This window comes from Thermoanaerobacter ethanolicus JW 200 (genome assembly GCF_003722315.1).
GTDB lineage: Bacteria > Bacillota > Thermoanaerobacteria > Thermoanaerobacterales > Thermoanaerobacteraceae > Thermoanaerobacter > Thermoanaerobacter ethanolicus.
The window spans coordinates 727,576-744,570 of sequence record NZ_CP033580.1; the positions used below are offsets into that span (position 1 = coordinate 727,576).

At 33.6% G+C, this 16,995-nt stretch carries 15 protein-coding genes; 13 read left to right on the forward strand and 2 right to left on the reverse strand.

Translation table 11 applies throughout. The features are described from left to right. Positions 1-14: 14 nt before the first annotated feature. The 3 genes from EB239_RS03560 to EB239_RS03570 are packed head-to-tail and all read left to right on the forward strand — an operon-like array spanning position 15 to position 2,645. Positions 15-473, forward strand: a complete 459-nt coding sequence (locus EB239_RS03560; protein WP_019907263.1) for a ferritin family protein — start codon at positions 15-17, stop codon at positions 471-473. Position 474: 1 nt separating this feature from the next. Further along, positions 475-1,575: an NAD(P)/FAD-dependent oxidoreductase gene (locus EB239_RS03565; protein WP_003870796.1), complete on the forward strand. Its 1,101-nt coding sequence runs from the start codon at positions 475-477 to the stop codon at positions 1,573-1,575. Positions 1,576-1,577: 2 nt separating this feature from the next. Next, complete coding sequence (locus EB239_RS03570; RefSeq protein ID WP_003870797.1) at positions 1,578-2,645, forward strand: NAD(P)/FAD-dependent oxidoreductase; 1,068 nt, start codon at positions 1,578-1,580, stop codon at positions 2,643-2,645. A gap of 12 nt (positions 2,646-2,657) precedes the next feature. Here the strand turns inward: EB239_RS03570 and EB239_RS03575 are convergent, their stop codons facing one another. Next, complete coding sequence (locus EB239_RS03575; RefSeq protein WP_003870798.1) at positions 2,658-3,086, reverse strand: PPC domain-containing DNA-binding protein; 429 nt, start codon at positions 3,084-3,086, stop codon at positions 2,658-2,660. 218 nt (positions 3,087-3,304) lie between these two features. On the opposite strand from EB239_RS03575, the gene EB239_RS03580 reads away from it, so the two are divergent. Further along, positions 3,305-3,613, forward strand: a complete 309-nt coding sequence (locus EB239_RS03580; protein WP_003870799.1) for a nucleotidyltransferase domain-containing protein — start codon at positions 3,305-3,307, stop codon at positions 3,611-3,613. Then, positions 3,606-4,001: a HEPN domain-containing protein gene (locus EB239_RS03585; RefSeq protein ID WP_003870800.1), complete on the forward strand. Its 396-nt coding sequence runs from the start codon at positions 3,606-3,608 to the stop codon at positions 3,999-4,001. The genes EB239_RS03580 and EB239_RS03585 overlap by 8 nt, the downstream gene beginning before the upstream one ends. A gap of 25 nt (positions 4,002-4,026) precedes the next feature. Here the strand turns inward: EB239_RS03585 and EB239_RS03590 are convergent, their stop codons facing one another. Continuing rightward, positions 4,027-6,162, reverse strand: coding sequence for a sodium-translocating pyrophosphatase (locus EB239_RS03590; RefSeq protein WP_003870801.1), 2,136 nt, complete (start codon positions 6,160-6,162; stop codon positions 4,027-4,029). Between the two features lie 253 nt (positions 6,163-6,415). Here EB239_RS03590 and fbp point away from each other — a divergent pair, with 253 nt between their 5' ends. The 8 genes from fbp (at position 6,416) to EB239_RS03630 (ending at position 16,961) form a co-directional block, all read left to right on the forward strand. Further along, positions 6,416-7,501 carry a fructose-1,6-bisphosphate aldolase/phosphatase gene (gene fbp, locus EB239_RS03595; RefSeq protein ID WP_003870802.1) on the forward strand — a complete coding sequence of 362 codons (1,086 nt, stop codon included), beginning with the start codon at positions 6,416-6,418 and terminating at the stop codon, positions 7,499-7,501. Positions 7,502-7,694: 193 nt separating this feature from the next. Beyond that, a complete protein-coding gene (locus EB239_RS03600; protein ID WP_042835561.1) occupies positions 7,695-8,702 on the forward strand; it encodes a substrate-binding domain-containing protein in 1,008 nt (335 codons plus the stop codon). 9 nt (positions 8,703-8,711) lie between these two features. Then, entirely contained in the window at positions 8,712-10,220 is a 1,509-nt protein-coding gene (locus EB239_RS03605; RefSeq protein ID WP_003870804.1) for a sensor histidine kinase, read from the forward strand. Next, positions 10,213-11,826, forward strand: coding sequence for a response regulator transcription factor (locus EB239_RS03610; protein ID WP_003870805.1), 1,614 nt, complete (start codon positions 10,213-10,215; stop codon positions 11,824-11,826). Before EB239_RS03605 ends, EB239_RS03610 begins: the two co-directional genes overlap by 8 nt. Then, entirely contained in the window at positions 11,816-12,895 is a 1,080-nt protein-coding gene (locus EB239_RS03615; RefSeq protein ID WP_003870806.1) for a sugar ABC transporter substrate-binding protein, read from the forward strand. The genes EB239_RS03610 and EB239_RS03615 overlap by 11 nt, the downstream gene beginning before the upstream one ends. Positions 12,896-13,069: 174 nt before the next feature. Beyond that, positions 13,070-14,215 (forward strand): sugar ABC transporter substrate-binding protein, encoded by a 1,146-nt coding sequence (locus EB239_RS03620; protein WP_003870807.1) that lies wholly within the window; start codon positions 13,070-13,072, stop codon positions 14,213-14,215. A gap of 17 nt (positions 14,216-14,232) precedes the next feature. Beyond that, positions 14,233-15,756 carry a sugar ABC transporter ATP-binding protein gene (locus tag EB239_RS03625; protein ID WP_003870808.1) on the forward strand — a complete coding sequence of 508 codons (1,524 nt, stop codon included), beginning with the start codon at positions 14,233-14,235 and terminating at the stop codon, positions 15,754-15,756. 14 nt (positions 15,757-15,770) lie between these two features. Continuing rightward, entirely contained in the window at positions 15,771-16,961 is a 1,191-nt protein-coding gene (locus EB239_RS03630) for a sugar ABC transporter permease (RefSeq protein WP_003870809.1), read from the forward strand. Positions 16,962-16,995 lie beyond the last annotated feature (34 nt).

Below are 16,995 nucleotides of genomic sequence, written 5' to 3' on the forward strand. Positions count from 1 at the left end.
AGGATGTGATGGCTGTGCAAAAGATAACACAACAAGAGATTATACTAAGTTCTTTTGTTGAAGCTCAAAATTTGGAAAAAATATTATTGGACAAAGTGAGAGAATATGGGAAAGAAGTGATGGACAATCAAACAAAAGCATTGCTAAAACAAATTGAAATAATGGTCAAAAACCACAAAGAGGATATAAAGAAAGCAGAAAAAACTATGCATATTGGCTCGCTTTCCAAAAAGAACATGTCTCAAGAGCCTTTAGACATGCTTCAAGATTTACTAAAAAATTTAGTCAATATTCAGGCTTTTTACAACGAAAGTGTCGTAAATATAACTAATCCATATGTAAGGCAATTGTTTACTCAAATGAGGGATGATGTTATGAGATTTATTTCTATTCTTCAAATGGAGATTGAAAGTCTGGAATCGAAACCTTCTATTCCAAATAACACAGTTTTAAATACACCGGAGATGAGTTAACATGAAAGTGGCTATTATTGGCGCTGGTGTTTCAGGGCTGGCTGCGGCGATTACTTTTCAAAGATATGGTATTACACCAGATATTTTCGAAAAAAAGTGCAAAATAGGTGAATTATTTAACCATGTTGCGGGGTTATTAAAAGTGATAAATAGGCCTATAAAGGATCCGCTTCATCATCTTAAAAATGTTTATGGAATAGAGGTTAAGCCAATTAACACAATTGACAAAATAGTTATGAAGGGGCCAACTGTAACGGCTTCTGTTACTGGGAGTAATCTTGGGTATATGATTTTAAGAGGGCAGGACGCAAACTCTCTTGAAAATCAATTGTATAATAAGTTAGAAATACCAGTTAATTTCAATATAGAAGCTGATTATAAAAAGTTAAAAAATAATTACGATTATGTCATTATTGCTACGGGAAGTTCGCAAATTCCAAAAGAATTGGGGTGTTGGCAAGAGCTGGTGACGACCTGGGTGAGAGTTGCAAATGTATTAGGAAATTTTGATACAAAAACTCTTATAATGTTGATAAATACTTTATACACTAAGAGCGGCTATGTGTATTTGATTCCTTACAATGAAAAAAGAGCTGTTTTAGCTATGGTTATACCTTACATTTCAAAAGAAGAGCTGCAGTATTATTGGGATACCTTTCTAAAAGTAGAGAAAATGAATGTAGATATTGTCAATATGGTGGATTTGCAGCATACTTCGGGTAATTGTTTTCCACATCAATATGAAAACTTGCTTTTTGTTGGGAATGCAGGAGGGGCGATAGAGCCTTTTTTAGGATTTGGAACTTTTAACTCTATTATGAGTGGGGCAATAGCTGCTAAAAGCATAGCAGAGGGAATTGACTTTGAAAAAGAAATTAGTTTTTTGTCAAATGCTAATATAAAAATGTTGGAGTTTAGAAAAGCTTTAGACCTTATGGACAATGATAAATTGGACAAGTTTATAAAAATTCTTACTTTTCCTCCTGTGAAAAAACTTGTTTACAATACTAATTTCAATGCGATAAAATACGGTTCACTTTTTATGGAATATACAGTAAACAAGCTACACAATAAGCCTTATGAACATAGAAAGAGGGTATAAAAATGAAAGTGGCAATAATCGGCGCAGGAGTATCAGGCTTATGCTGCGCTTACATTCTTGAAAAATTAGGTGTACAGTGTGATATTTATGAAAGGAAGCATACAATTGGAAGCCTCTATTCTTTTGGAGAATTGCTGTTGCAAATTGTTCATAGGCCTCACAAAGATCCTCTTAAGTTTATGGAGAGTCAGTTTAGAATTTCTATTATACCTTTGACCAAAGTGAAAAAAATAATTATCAAATCTCCAAAAAACATAACAGTTATTAAGGGAGAAAATCTTGGATATATTGTGCAAAGAGGTCAAGAGCAAGAAAGTGTAGAAAACCAATTGGCAAAAAAAATAAATGCAAAGATAAATTTTAATATTAATGCGGATTACAAGGAATTAGCCAAATCTTATGATTATGTGGTAGTTGCTACAGGAAATAGTATGATAGCAAAACAACTTACAGAAGTTGAAAATATAGTTTCTTCAAGGATCAAAGGAGGAATTGCTTTAGGAGATTTTGAGCCTCATACTGTGTACTTATGGCTTAACACAATGTACGCGAGGTCAGGGTTTGGATATCTTGTACCTCTTAGTCAAAATAAAGCGTCAATAATTCTTGTGGCTACTTATACGCAAAAAGAAGAGATTGAAAATATGTGGCACACCTTTTTGTATCAAGAAAAACTAAATTATGAGATGATAGAAACTTTTGAGACGGAATTAGACATAAGTATAACAGATAGACACCAAATAGACAATATATATCTAATAGGAAATGCAGGAGGTTTTTTAGATCCTTTTTTAGGATTTGGACTTTTAAACGCTGTAGAAAGTGCGGTTTATTCAGCTGAATCAATTAAACATGGCGAAGATTATGAGAAAAAAGTAAAGAAAATAACAGATAGAGTTGATAAACTTGTAGATTTTAGGAAGATGATGGATAGTATAAAAAATGAAGACTATGATAGAATAGTAAAAGTGATTGGAAATCCTATAGTTAAAAGAGTGATGTACAAAACTAATTTAGATGTGATAAAATATTTACATTTTCTTGTGAAAATAACAAACAGGACCCAGTGATTAAACTGGGCCTTAAATATTCCACAATTGAAGTCCTGTTGTTTCATCGTAAACTCTTTCCAAATTATTGTCACCGTAATCTGTTATTACGAATTCTGCAGCAAATATTATTGTCCCTTCCATTAAATGACCGCCAAAAGCGTTTCCGTTTTTATCTGCTAATGTTATGTGGACATGAGCAAAGGGCTTGCCATCTTTTACTGAAATATTTCCTGTGGCATTTAGTATTTCCATGTGCTCGTCTTTTGATATGTATATGTAGTTTTTGCTTTGTGCATCATAGTAGCCAAATACTGCTTTTGATACAGCACCTATTATGCGTACTTCACCAGAACGTATATTTTCACTGGTGATGACTTTATTAATTTCTTCTAAAAGGTCTTTTCCGTATGGAAATTTTCCCATAAACCTTCTTTCAATTAATACACTTTTATACCCCATAAAACCACATCCTTCTAATTTTTATTTTTTACACTATAATTATATCACAAAAAACTTGTTTCAGCATGGCATTTGCATAGTACAAAATTTTGACCCATGACCGGTTGTTACAAAAAGTTGTAATATGAACTTAAGAATAGTATAATTAATTATTAAGAAGGAAAGATTGGTAAGGTAAGTTAAGGCATAGAAATTAAAACTTGTAAGGAGAAAGATGTATGAGACCTTATGAAAAAGAAATACAAAGCATAAAAAATCAGATAATTCAAAAATATAAGCCAGAGGATATATACCTTTTTGGTTCATGTGCGAGAGGTATAATAACTAAAAGAAGTGACATAGATATATGTGTGATTATTGATACGGATAACAAAAGAAAACTCATTCAGCAAATGCTCATAGAACTTGATTACACCGTTGACATAGATATAATAGTTTACACTCCGGAAGAATGGAAAAAGTACAAAAATGACCCTTCAACTTTCGCTTATTTAATTAAATCAAAAGGAGTGAGTTTGCTTGGTTGATTCAAAAAAAATTGAAGACTGGTTTAATATGGCTAAGAAAGATTTTAAGGGTGCAAAAATTTTGTATGAACATGGTGGCGATTATTATCTTATATGCTTTCACTGTCAACAAGCTATAGAAAAATATTTAAAGGGTTATTTAATATCAAAAACGGGTGTAATTAATGAAGGACATAGTTTGGTAAAACTTTGTAAAGAAGCACAAAAATATAATGAGAATTTCAAAAATTTTCTTAAGGATTGTGCATTAGTAAACTCATATTACATTGAAACAAGATATCCTGCTGAAGAACCTCTTTATGTGGAGGAAGAAGAGGTTTTGGAATGCATGAGAATAACAGAAGAAATTATGAATTTTATAGATAAATTAGTACAAGAAAAGAACTAAAAAGGCGGTTTTCCCGCCTTTTTTATTATCTAAATAGAGCCACAAAGACAAGGGTTATTGTGCTTATGAGCTTTATGAGAACGTGCAGTGAAGGACCGGCTGTATCTTTAAATGGATCACCTACAGTGTCTCCTACAACTCCAGCTTTATGAGCTTCAGACTTTTTACCACCGTAATTGCCAAGTTCTATAAATTTCTTTGCGTTATCCCACGCACCGCCGCCGTTGTTTAAGAATAAAGCCAGTATTACACCTGAAATAGTACCTATCATTAAGAAAGCTGCTGCGGCTTCCTTACCGAGGATTACACCTACTAATATTGGTGTTACTACTACGATAAGTCCCGGAATCACCATTTCTTTTAAAGCGCCTTTAGTTACAATATCTACTGTTTTAGCATAGTCCGGCTTTGCAGTACCTTCCATTATGCCGGGAATTTCTCTAAATTGCCTTCTTACCTCCAGAATTACATATTGTGCCGCTTTACCAACAGCTCTTATTGCAGTTGAACTAAAGAGATATACAATCATTGCTCCTATAAATGCTCCTATGAAAACTTCGGGTTTTCCTATATCTACAGCAAACCAGGAATCAATGGGTTTACCTAATATCTTTTTGACTTCATCCAGATATGCTGAGAAAAGCAGGAAAGTTGCAAGAGCGGCTGAACCTACTGCGTATCCTTTTGTCAAAGCTTTTGTAGTGTTTCCACAAGCGTCTAACCTGTCTGTCACATGTCTTACTGACTCTGGTGCCCCTGACATTTCAGTAATTCCACCAGCATTGTCAGTAATAGGTCCAAATGTATCCATTGCAAGTATATAGGCGGTTGTTGATAGCATGCCCATTGTTGCAATAGCTGTGCCGTAAAGTCCAGAAGTCCCTATATGAGGAAGTGCTAATTCACCAAGTTTATAAGCTATAAATATTGCTGCAGATATAAATATAACTGGAAGGGCAGTAGATTCCATACCCACAGAAATACCTGTAATTATGTTTGTAGCAGCTCCCGTTGTGGAAGCTTTGGCAATTTCCTGTACAGGACGTTTATTTACAGAAGTATAATAGTCTGTCAAGAATACAAAGATGTAACTTAGTACAACACCTGTTACTACTGCACCATACAGTAACCAATAATTAACTTCACTGCCATCAGGCAAATGGCCAGAAAGCATTATTTTTACTGCAAAGAAAAGAGCAATTAAATTTACAATTGTAGTGACAAAGTAACCTTTATTTAAAGCTATCATTGGGTCTTTTGATTCATCTTTTGCATTGACGAAAAAGATGCCTATGATAGAGGCAATTATACCTATTGCACGAGCTACTAATGGGAAAAGTATTCCTTTCCACCCGAATACAGGATAAAGACCTACTCCTAATATCATAGCGCCAATATTTTCAGCAGCGGTTGATTCAAAGAGGTCAGCTCCTCTTCCTGCACAGTCTCCTACATTATCTCCAACAAGGTCAGCTATAACTGCAGGATTTCTAGGGTCATCTTCTGGAATTCCAGCTTCTACTTTACCCACAAGGTCAGCTCCTACATCGGCAGCTTTGGTATATATACCACCGCCTAGCTGGGCAAATAATGCTACGAAAGAAGCACCAAAACCAAAACCGACGATGAGAGAAGGAGCTTCTTTTATAAGCTCATCTTGTCCAGATAAACCACCATATGCCAAAAATAACGTAGCGACTCCAAAAAGAGACAATGCTGTTACTGCAAGACCTGTTACAGCTCCTCCTTTTAAAGCAATTTGGAGAGCCCTGTTAAGACCAGATTTTGCACCAGCAGCAGCCCTTACATTCGAATTTACCGCCATATACATTCCAATGTAACCCGACAGAGCTGAACAAAAAGCACCTGTAATAAAAGCGAGTCCTACATGCCATGCAAAACTTAACGCAGTACTTGTTCCTTCAGATAGATGTCCATAATAATTAGCTACAATAATTATTACAGCTACAATTAAGGCTAAAAACGCAATTGTTTTATATTGTCTGTTTAAAAAAGCCATAGCTCCTTCTTTTATAGCGTCTGAAATTTGCTGCATTTTTTCATCGCCTTTATCTTGTGCAAAGATAAATTTAATTAAACCAATTATAACGAGGGCTGCAATAATTATAACCCCGTAAATTAGAGCAAGATAGGAACCCAATTTATATCATCCCTTTCTTTATAATTTTGTCACTACTCATTAGTATTTCGACAAACTTTTAAAAATTCCTTCAATTATTTTTGAAATGTTTCTAATTTAAACGATATAAGTGAAATTAAGTGAAAGCACAAGAATCGCAAATAAATAGGACATACTATTGAAAAAATAGACATAATAATTTAAAATATAAGTATAAATAGTATAGCATTATTAATAAAATATAACATACTAATATAAAAAGGAGGAAAATTCTATGTCCAAAATAACTTTAACTGTGATTAAAGCAGATGTTGGTGGCTTTGTAGGGCATACAGACGTACATCCTGAACTTCTTGAAATCGCTAAGAAACATTTAAAAGAAAAAGGGAAAATGCTCATTGACTTTCATGTGACTAGAGTAGGAGATGACATTGAACTTATAATGACTCATAGAAAAGGAATAGATAACGAAGAAGTTCATAAACTTGCATGGGATGCACTTTGGTCTTGTGGTGAGAAAGCTAAAGAACTTAAATTGTACGGTGCAGGACAAGATTTGTTGAAAGATTCATTTTCAGGCAATATAAAGGGGTTAGGACCGGGAGTTGCAGAGATGGAAATTGAAGAAAGAAAAAGTGAGCCTGTCATAATTTTTATGGCTGATAAAACAGAGCCAGGAGCATGGAATTTACCACTTTACAAGATGTTTGCAGATCCTTTTAATACAGTAGGACTTGTAATTGACCCTAATATGCACCAAGGATTTAAATTTGAAGTTTATGATATGATTGGGCATAAAAAAATAATATTTGAAACTCCAGAAGATATTTATGATATGCTGGTCTTTATTGGAGCGACAGGACGATATTGCATACGAAGAGTGTATACAAAAAACAATGAAATTGCAGCAGTGTCTTCTACTCAAAGAATGAATTTTATGGCGGGGAAGTATATAGGAAAGGATGACCCTGTACTTATTGTGAGATGCCAGAATGGTCTTCCAGCAGTAGGCGAAGCGTTGGAACCTTTTGCTAATCCCTATCTTGTTGCTGGTTGGATGAGGGGGTCTCATAATGGACCTATGATACCTGTTTCATTGGAAGATGCTGTGCCTACCAGATTTGATGGGCCTCCAAGAGTATGCGCACTTGGTTTTCAATTAGTAGAGGGTAAGCTTATTGGCCCGCAGGACTTCTTTAAAGATGTTGCTTTTGACAATGCAAGGGAAAAAGCGTTAGAAATAGCCGATTACATAAGAAAGATGGGACCCTTTGAGCCTCACAGGTTGCCTTTAGAGGAATTGGAATACACTACCCTACCTCATGTTGTTGAAAAACTTCAAGGGAGATGGGAGGAATAATGAGGTGCAAATTGCGCCTCATTTTTACATTTTTTCAAGAAAGGATTTTTGAAAAGTTTATCGAATAAATATAATAAATATAAAAGATTGGACAATTTTATGTGACAACTATTTAATAATTTTGAATTGATATGTATTTGTTAGTGCTTTATTATTATTGTAAAGGATACGTAGGGAGGAAATAGTGATTTTTATGAAAACGTTAAATGAGAAGTTTTTTAAGTTAATGGACAAGGTCATTTTAATTTTGGTCATTTTGATAGCAGCATTGAGCATTTTTTTATATAAGCTTCAAAAGGTAGAAGAACCCATTTTTGCAAAAACGCCTCAATATCACTTTTACATGGTAGCCCAAAATTCTGTAGATCCTTTTTGGAAAGAAGTAAAAATTGGTGCCATGGATGCTGCAAAACGTTACAATGTTGCAATTGAATTTAATGCGCCAAAATTTAATAACATCCAAGAGGAACTTCAATATTTGGATATTGCTATACTGTCTAGAGTTGATGGTATAATAACTCATGTTTCAAACAGTAAAGAATTTGTAGACTTGATTGAAGAAGCCTATAAAGAAAGTATACCAGTAATTACAATAGAAAATGACGCGAAAGATAGCAAAAGACAGGCTTTTATAGGTACTAACAGTTTTCAATTAGGAGAAGAAGCAGGAAAACTTATGATTCAAGCTACTAAAGGGAAAGCCAACATTGCTATAATTGTCAGTAATGATTATCAATTGGACACTGTAAATCAAAATTTGAAAATCAATGGTTTTTTAGATGCCATAAAGGATTATCCTCAAATGAAAGTAGTAAAAGTTTACACTTCAAAATTAGGTACTTTAAGCGCAGAAGAGATTACTCAGTCAATTATAAGCAGTAAACAAAACATAAATGCCATTTACACTACAGATTCTGTGGATACCATTGGTACTGCACAAGTAATAGTTGATTTTAACAAGGTGGGAGACATAGCGATTGTAGGGTATGGAGATACAGCGGATATTTTAAGGTATATCGACAAGGGAATAATATACGGTACAGTTATGAGTGACCCTTACAGAATAGGATATGAAAGTGTAAAATCTATGGTGGAAATTAAAGAAAAAAATAATGTTTCTACATTTGTTGATATAGGAGTAAATGTTATTACCAAGGACAATGTCAAAGAATATTTCAAAAGAATACAATCAATAGAATAAGGTGATGGCATGAAAAAAGATATGTGGAGATTTACGGGCATAAGGCGAAAATTGATAGTTTATTACCTCATAATCACTATTTTAATGGGTATCACAAGTTTTTATTCGTATTATAATGCAAAGTCAGTTATAAATCGTTTAAAATCAATTTTTGTGGATTATATATACCTTAACAATTTAAATGCGGATGTAAACATGTTGGAAACAGAAGTGGAGAAGTATTTATCTACCAAATCTTCGGACGCCCTTTTAAATTATTATACCCTCTATAACAAACTTCAAGAACAAGCCTCCGCTATTTTAAATGAAAAAAACTATGACCAGGATGGTTTAATGTTAAAGGATATAGGGAATATGATTGAAAGCCTTTTGAATGAAACTGACGCAGCAATAAATGCTAAAAGAGGCAGGATAAGCAGCGAGTACATTGCACATTTTACGAGGTCCAATAAAATAAGTGAATATATAAAACTTTACATTAATAATCTTCTCAACAGTAAATTGCAAGAGGGCTCTTTAAAATATGCATCTATAACAAAAAACATGGAGTTTATAAGCTATTTGAATGTGTTTTTGATAATAGGTTCTATTCTTTTTAACATATTTCTTGCAATATTTTTTACCTATCGAATTACAAAACCTCTTATAGACCTTTCCCATTTGGCAGTGAGAGTTTCAAAAGGAGATTTTGATGTAAGACCGCTTTCTATAAAGACAAACGATGAGATAAATATACTTGCAGAAGCTTTTAATAAAATGGTAGTAAGCATAAAAAATTATATAGGGGAAATCAAAAATCAGGCAGAAGTAGAGAAAAAATTAAAAGAACAAGAGATGCAAAATCTCAAAATGAGAAATATTTTAAAAGAGGCAGAACTTAAGGCTTTGCAGTCTCAAATAAATCCACATTTTCTCTTTAATACCTTAAATGCAGCTGCACAATTAGCGATGATGGAAGGGGCAGATAAATCTTCGGAGTTTATAGAAAACGTTGCAAACCTATTTAGATATAATCTAAAAAAATTGGATACTACAGTTACTTTGCAAGACGAGATAAACAATGTAAAGACATATATGTACATTTTGAAAACGAGATTTGGCGACAGAGTAGATTTTAAAGTAGATGTAGACGAAGGGGTTTTAGATGTAGAAATGCCTTGTACAATAATTCAGCCTGTAGTTGAAAATGCTTTTATTCACGGATTAGAAGATACAGAAAAAGGAGGTTTTATTAAACTTACGGTAAAGAAGGATAATGATAAAGTTTTAATAGAGGTTATTGACAATGGGATAGGAATGAGTGAAGAAAAAGTAAGGGCAATATTATCAGCAGACAATGAGGATTTATCTAAAAGGCATGTTACGGGTATTGGCATGCACAATATCATAAACAGACTAAGACTTTTTTATAACACTTCTGCTATAGAAGATGTAATTGAGATAGATAGCAAAATAGGAGAAGGAACAAAAGTTACTTTAAAAATTCCTTTAATGAAGGGTGATAAAGAAAATGATTAAATTGTTTATTGCGGACGATGAGCAAATAGTTATAGATTCAATTAAATTTATCATAGAAAAGAATGATGTAAAAGCTGATATAATTGGTTTTGCTAAATCTGGAAGAGAAGCCATTGAAAAAGTGGAAATTTTAAAACCTGATGTAGTTTTTATGGATATAAAGATGCCAGGAATAGATGGAATTGAAGCCATAAAGCAAATTAAAGAAAGGCATAAGGACATAATTTTTGTTATTATTACCGCTTACGAGTATTTTAATTATGCAAAAGAGGCAATAGACCTTGGAGTGTTAGATTATCTTTTAAAGCCTCTTAATAGAAATAAAGTCGTAGAAACTATAAAGAAAGCTATTGAGGTGATTGAAAAAAGAAGAGAGGCAATGTTAAAAGAGTTAGAGTTAAAGGAGAAACTCAATAAGATTATTCCTTATTTGGAAGGGCAATTTTTGTATACTACTCTTTTTAGTGGTATAACCTATGATGACTTGTCCTTTTATGAAGATGTATTTGGAATAGAATTAAAACGGGGTTATGCCATGATAGTGACAGTGGAGGATTTTGGTAAAAACATCAAAGATCAAAATCTAAAATTGAGCATAGAAAAACAAAATTTTTATGATTATTTTAAAACAATTGTAAAAAATATTAAAAAATGTTTGATAGGGCCATACTTTATTGACAAGTTATTTGTGTACTTTCCTGTGGAGGAGGGAGATTCATTTGAGATTAAAAATAATTCTATAGAAACAGCGCAGAAAATAATAGAAGCTATAAACCAAAAAGTGAAAATTCCTTACAGGATTGGAATGGGTAGAGTTTACAGTTTCGAGAATATTTTGAAGTCTTATTATGAAGCAGAAATGGCATTAAAAATGGCAAAAAATGAACTGATTGTACATTTTGATGATATTGCAATGCCACAAAATAGATTTAAGCCTTATCCTATTAATAAAGAAAGACTTTTTATTGATAGACTTATGACTGGGGACCTTCAAGGATCTTTCAGTATATTTAATGAAATTTACGAATGGATGGTTTTAGAATACCAAGAGGATGTAGATAAAATAAAGTCCAAACTTATAGAAATAATCGGTGTTATTAAAAGGAATCTTTCCTATTATGCTGAGGAGGAAAACTTTATTGAAAACCGAGAGCTGGAAGAAATTTTAAAAATAAACGATGTTGACAAAATAAAGTTTATATTTATCAATACTCTGAAAAATCTATTCGACAGCATAAAAACTATCAACAAAGAAAAAACGGATACCTTTATGGCCAAAATAATTAGATTTATAGAGGACAATTTCAATAAAGACATTACACTGGATGACGTTGCAAAAGAAGTCAATATGAGTTACCACTATTTTAGTAAATTTTTCAAAGATCAAACTGGAAAAAATTTTATCGATTACTTGACAAATTTGAGAGTAACTAAAGCCAAAGAACTATTAGAGGATGAAACTGTAAGCATAAAAGAAGTGTGCTACAAGGTTGGCTACAGCGACCCAAATTATTTTAGCAAGATATTTAAAAAAGCTACAGGGATGACGCCTACAGAGTACAGATTGGCTATTTACAAAAAAGGGGGTGTAGTTGGTGGAGAGTAAAAATGTAATCAAAGTGATAGTAGCAATTGTCCTGATGATTATTTTTGGTGTTTTAGTTTTTTTGACTGTTAAGCATGTAGTAGCGTATAGAGAGGTAAAGAATGTAAACTCTAACTTAGATAAAAAAGGGCATAAAATTAAAATTGGTTTTTCTCTTGGTACCTTAAAAGAAGAAAGATGGATTAAAGATAGAGATATAGTAATGGCAAAATTACGGGAATTGGGGGCAGAGGTTTTAGTGCAAAATGCTAATAATGATGACCAAGACCAATTAAAACAGGTGAGATACCTTTTGGACCAAAAAATTGACGTACTTATCATTGTTCCAAATGACCTTGAAAAAGCCTCTTATGCGGTATCATTGGCACAAAAAGAAGGAGTAAAAGTGATATCCTATGACAGGCTTGTTACAAAATCAAATGTAGACCTTTATATATCCTTTGACAACGTAAAAGTTGGAAAATTGATGGCGGAATATTTAGTGAAAAGAGTGCCAAGAGGAAATTATCTCATAATAAACGGTGCTACGACGGATAACAACACAAAAATGATAAAGGAAGGATATGACAGTGTTCTAAAGCCCAGAATTGAAAGTGGAGACATAAAAATTGTAAAAGAAGACTGGGCACCTAATTGGATGACAGAATATGCTTTTAATTCTACTGATGAACTGCTGCAAAAGGGCGTGAAAATTGATGCCGTAATAGCAGGGGATGATGCTTTAGCGGGAGGAATTATAGAGGCTTTATCAGAGCACAGAATGGCGGGAAAAGTATTGGTTGCAGCTCAGGATGCTGACCTTGCTGCATGTCAAAGGATAGTGGAAGGAACTCAGGCTATGACAGTGTACAAACCAATTGACAAATTGGCAGAAGCCACCGCAAAAATGGCTATGAAACTTGCGAGAGGAGAAAAATTAAACGTTAAAAATACCATATATGACGGGAAATATTACGTTCCTTATTATGTTCTTGAACCAATTGCTGTTGATAAAACTAATATAGATGATACTGTAATAAAAGACGGTTTTCACAATCGCGATGAGGTATACAGAAATGTTGCTAAATGATTATTCAGGCTTTAAGCCTGTATTTTTTTGTCTTAAAAAATTACAGATAAGTAAGTTAAAAAATTTAAGTTGCCAAAAAAGTAAAGGATAACAAAAAAAGTTCCAGAGGCAATTTGAGGGGGGAGGTAGAATTAATTATTAAAATAAAATTTTAGAAAGGAGAGGTAATGTACAATGAGTAACAAGCGCAGACTTATAGTAGTAGTAATAGCATTCCTATTGTTAGTATCTGCTTTTCTTGGTGGTTGTTCTTCTTCCTCAAAACAAACTTCTAATTCCTCAGAGCAAACTTCTGAGAAAAAACAATTGGCCGTTGGTATTGTATTACCGACAAAAGATGAACCCAGATGGATTCAAGATGAGACACGCTTTCAGGATGCATTAAAGAATACCCCTTATTCTGCTGAAATTCTTTTCAGCCAAGGTGACCCTGCTAAAGAAAAAGCTAATGTAGAAACTTTGCTAAGTAAAGGTATAAAAGTACTTATTTTGTGCCCTCACGATGCAAATGCGGCAGCAGCTTCTGCAGAGGCAGCTAAAAAAGCAGGTGTAAAGGTTATATCTTATGACAGGTTAATACTTAACACAGATGCAGTAGATTATTATGTCACTTTTGATAGTGTACAGGTAGGTAAAGAACAAGGTCAATATTTAGTTGATCATGCAACAGGTAAAGGCAATCCTCTATATCTCTATGCTGGTGCTTTGTCTGATAACAACTCTTTCTTATTCTTCCAAGGAGCATGGGAAGTTTTACAGCCAAAGATCGCTGATGGTACTTTTGTAATTGCAAATTCTGACAAAGCAGTTGCATTAAAAGATAAAAAAGACTTAACTCGTGATGAAATGGCAAGTATTATAGGACAAATTACTACAAATTGGGATTTTAATACTGCTAAAAACCTTGCTCAGGCAAACCTTGCTAAGGCAACAAAAGATTTAAAGGGTAATGTATTTATACTTGCTCCTAATGACGGTACCGCAAGGTCAATAGCAGATACTTTTAAAGCAGATCCGGACATTAAAAGTTATGTAATTACTGGACAAGATGCTGAAAAACCATCTATTCAATACATTATTGATGGCAAACAATCCATGACTGTCTTTAAAGATGTTAGGGTTCTTGTTAAGGATGCGATAAATGCTGCTTTGACATATTTGGACGGAAAAACGCCAGAAGCTACGAAAACTTATAATAATGGTGTAAAAGATGTTCCTTCTAAACCATCTCCTGTACAAGTAGTGGATAAGAATAATGTAAAACAAGTTCTAATAGATTCTGGATATTACCAAGAAAGCGATTTTACTTGGCCTAAATAATGTTGGAGGTGTAAAGAATGGGTACCCCGCTTATAGAGCTTGTAAACGTAAGTAAAAGTTTTTCAGGTGTACAAGTATTATTTGGTGTAAATTTTAAAGTTCAACCAAGGGAGATACATTGTTTAGTTGGAGAAAATGGAGCCGGCAAAAGTACTTTAATGAAAATCTTAAGCGGGGTATACCCTTATGGTGAATACGAAGGAGAGATAAGACTTGAGGGATACCCTGTAAGATTTTTTAGCATAAAAGACAGTGAAAAAGCCGGAATTTCCATTATCCATCAAGAACTTTCTTTAGTTCCAGAGATGACAGTATATGAGAATATCTTTTTGGGAAATGAAATTAAAAAGGGAAGTATAGTAGATACTTTTGAGGAAATAGAAAGAGCACGACAACTTTTATTAAAAGTCAAAGGTGAAAATATTAATCCTACTGTAAAGGCTAAGGACCTTAGTGTAAGTATGCAGCAGCTTGTTGAAATAGCAAAAGCACTTTCAAAAAATCCCAAAGTGTTAATTCTGGATGAGCCAACTTCTGCTTTAAGCGAAACTGAAAGTGAAAATCTCCTTATTCTTTTAAAAGGACTTAAAGAACAAGGAGTTACAATTATTCTTATAAGTCATAGATTAAAAGAAGTTTTGAAAGTGGCGGATTCTATAACTGTTTTACGAGATGGGCAAACAGTAGCCTATTTTAATTGCAAAACTGAAGAAGTAGATGAAAAAAAGATAATAAAACATATGGTTGGAAGAGAGATTACAAATCTTTATCCAATGCCTATAGCCGAACCTCTAGATGAACCTATAATGGAAACTAAAAATTGGAATGTAGTTGAACCCAATACAGGCCGCTATTTAGTAAAAGATGCAAACATTGTATTAAAAAAAGGAGAAATAGTAGGGTTATTTGGATTAGTTGGTGCTGGACGTACAGAATTTGGACTTAGCCTCTTTGGGAATCCATATGGCTACATTATTTCTGGAGATATAATATTAAATGGCAGAAAAGTAAAGTTTAAGACTCCGGAAGATGCAATTAAGCAGGGAGTGCTTTATTTAACGGAGGATCGAAAAGAAAAAGGGCTGATTTTGATAAACAGCATAAAGGAAAATATAAGTTTGGCGAATTTAAAAGCTTTGAAGAAAGGAATTACAGTTGATGAAGCCAAAGAGATAGAAATAGCCCAAGGTTTTCAGAAAAGACTTAATATAAAAGCTCGTAATGTTGAAGTTAATGTTTCTACTTTGAGCGGAGGGACTCAGCAAAAAGTTTTGGTAGCTAAAGGCCTTTTTGCTGAACCAGATGTCATTATTTTGGATGAACCTACAAGAGGTATAGATGTTGGCGCAAAATATGAAATATACACATTAATAAGAGAATTAGCAAGTGAAGGCAAAGCCATTCTCCTTATATCCTCTGAATTACCGGAAATATTGGGAATGAGTGATAGAATATATATAATGAGCAAAGGTAAAATTACAGGGGAATTGAAATCAGAAGAAGCCAATCAAGAAATCGTAATGGCTTATGCCGTGAGCTAAAGGAGGGTTTAAGATTGAAGGAATTTATTCGCCATTTAAAAGAATTTTTGAAAGATCATGTAAGAGATTATGCTATGTTTATAGCACTTTTTGCAATAATGGCTGTTTTTGCGGCCCTCTCTGGCGGCGATTTTTTATCACCTGTAAATATTAGTAATCTTGTGGACCAGACGGGATATATAGCTGTTCTTGCAATTGGAGAAACTTTAATTATTGTTATACGACATATTGACCTTTCTGTAGGATTTTTGTCTGGATTTTTAGGAGCAATTGCAGCTATATTGATGCAATTTTATCACTTTTCTGCTTTATCAGCCATTATAATAGTGCTAGGATTAGGAACATTAGCTGGATTACTAAACGGTTCGCTAGTAACCTACTTAAGAATCCCAGCTTTTGTTGCTACTTTAGCAGGTTGGTTAGCTTATCGTGGCGCTCTTTTGTTGGCTACAAAAGGATCTGGAACTATTATAATTACCAATAAAACTTTTAATGCTATAGGCAACGGTTTTATTCCAGACTTGCCTTTTATAAATAATATTTTACCTAATTATCATAAGCTTACATTGTTAGTGGGTATTGTAGCAGCAGTGCTAATTGTTTATTTTTCTCTTAAGAATAGAGCCCAACAAATTAAAAGAGGATTTGATGTACTTCCACTAGACATTTTCCTTATCGAATTGCTTTTTATTGATGCTTTATTGTTATATATAACTTTTATTTTAGCAGCTCATCGAGGGATTTCATGGACCCTTGTAATTATGATAATTACCACAGTTATTTATAGTTTTATTACTAATAGAACCGTTTTGGGAAGACATATTTATGCAGTAGGTGGTAATCCAGAAGCGGCTGCTTTAAGTGGAATTAATGTGAAAAAAATTACCCTTATTGTCTTTGCTTCGATGGGTTTTCTTTCAGGTTTATCAGGAATATTGTTTGCTTCCAGACTTCAATCAGCTACAACTACTGCTGGTACTCTTTTTGAACTTTATGCTATTGCTGGAGCTTATATAGGAGGAGTATCTGCAGCAGGCGGAGTGGGAAAAGTAATCAACTCATTGATTGGAGCATTTGTTATGTCAACTTTGACTAATGGAATGAATCTTCTAGGAGTGGATATTTCGCTTCAATATATAATTCTTGGAATAGTTTTGGCTGCCGCTGTCATATTTGATGTAGCAACTCGCAGCAAGGAAAGATAAAAAAGACGGGTATGTCCCGTCTTTTTTATCCCCC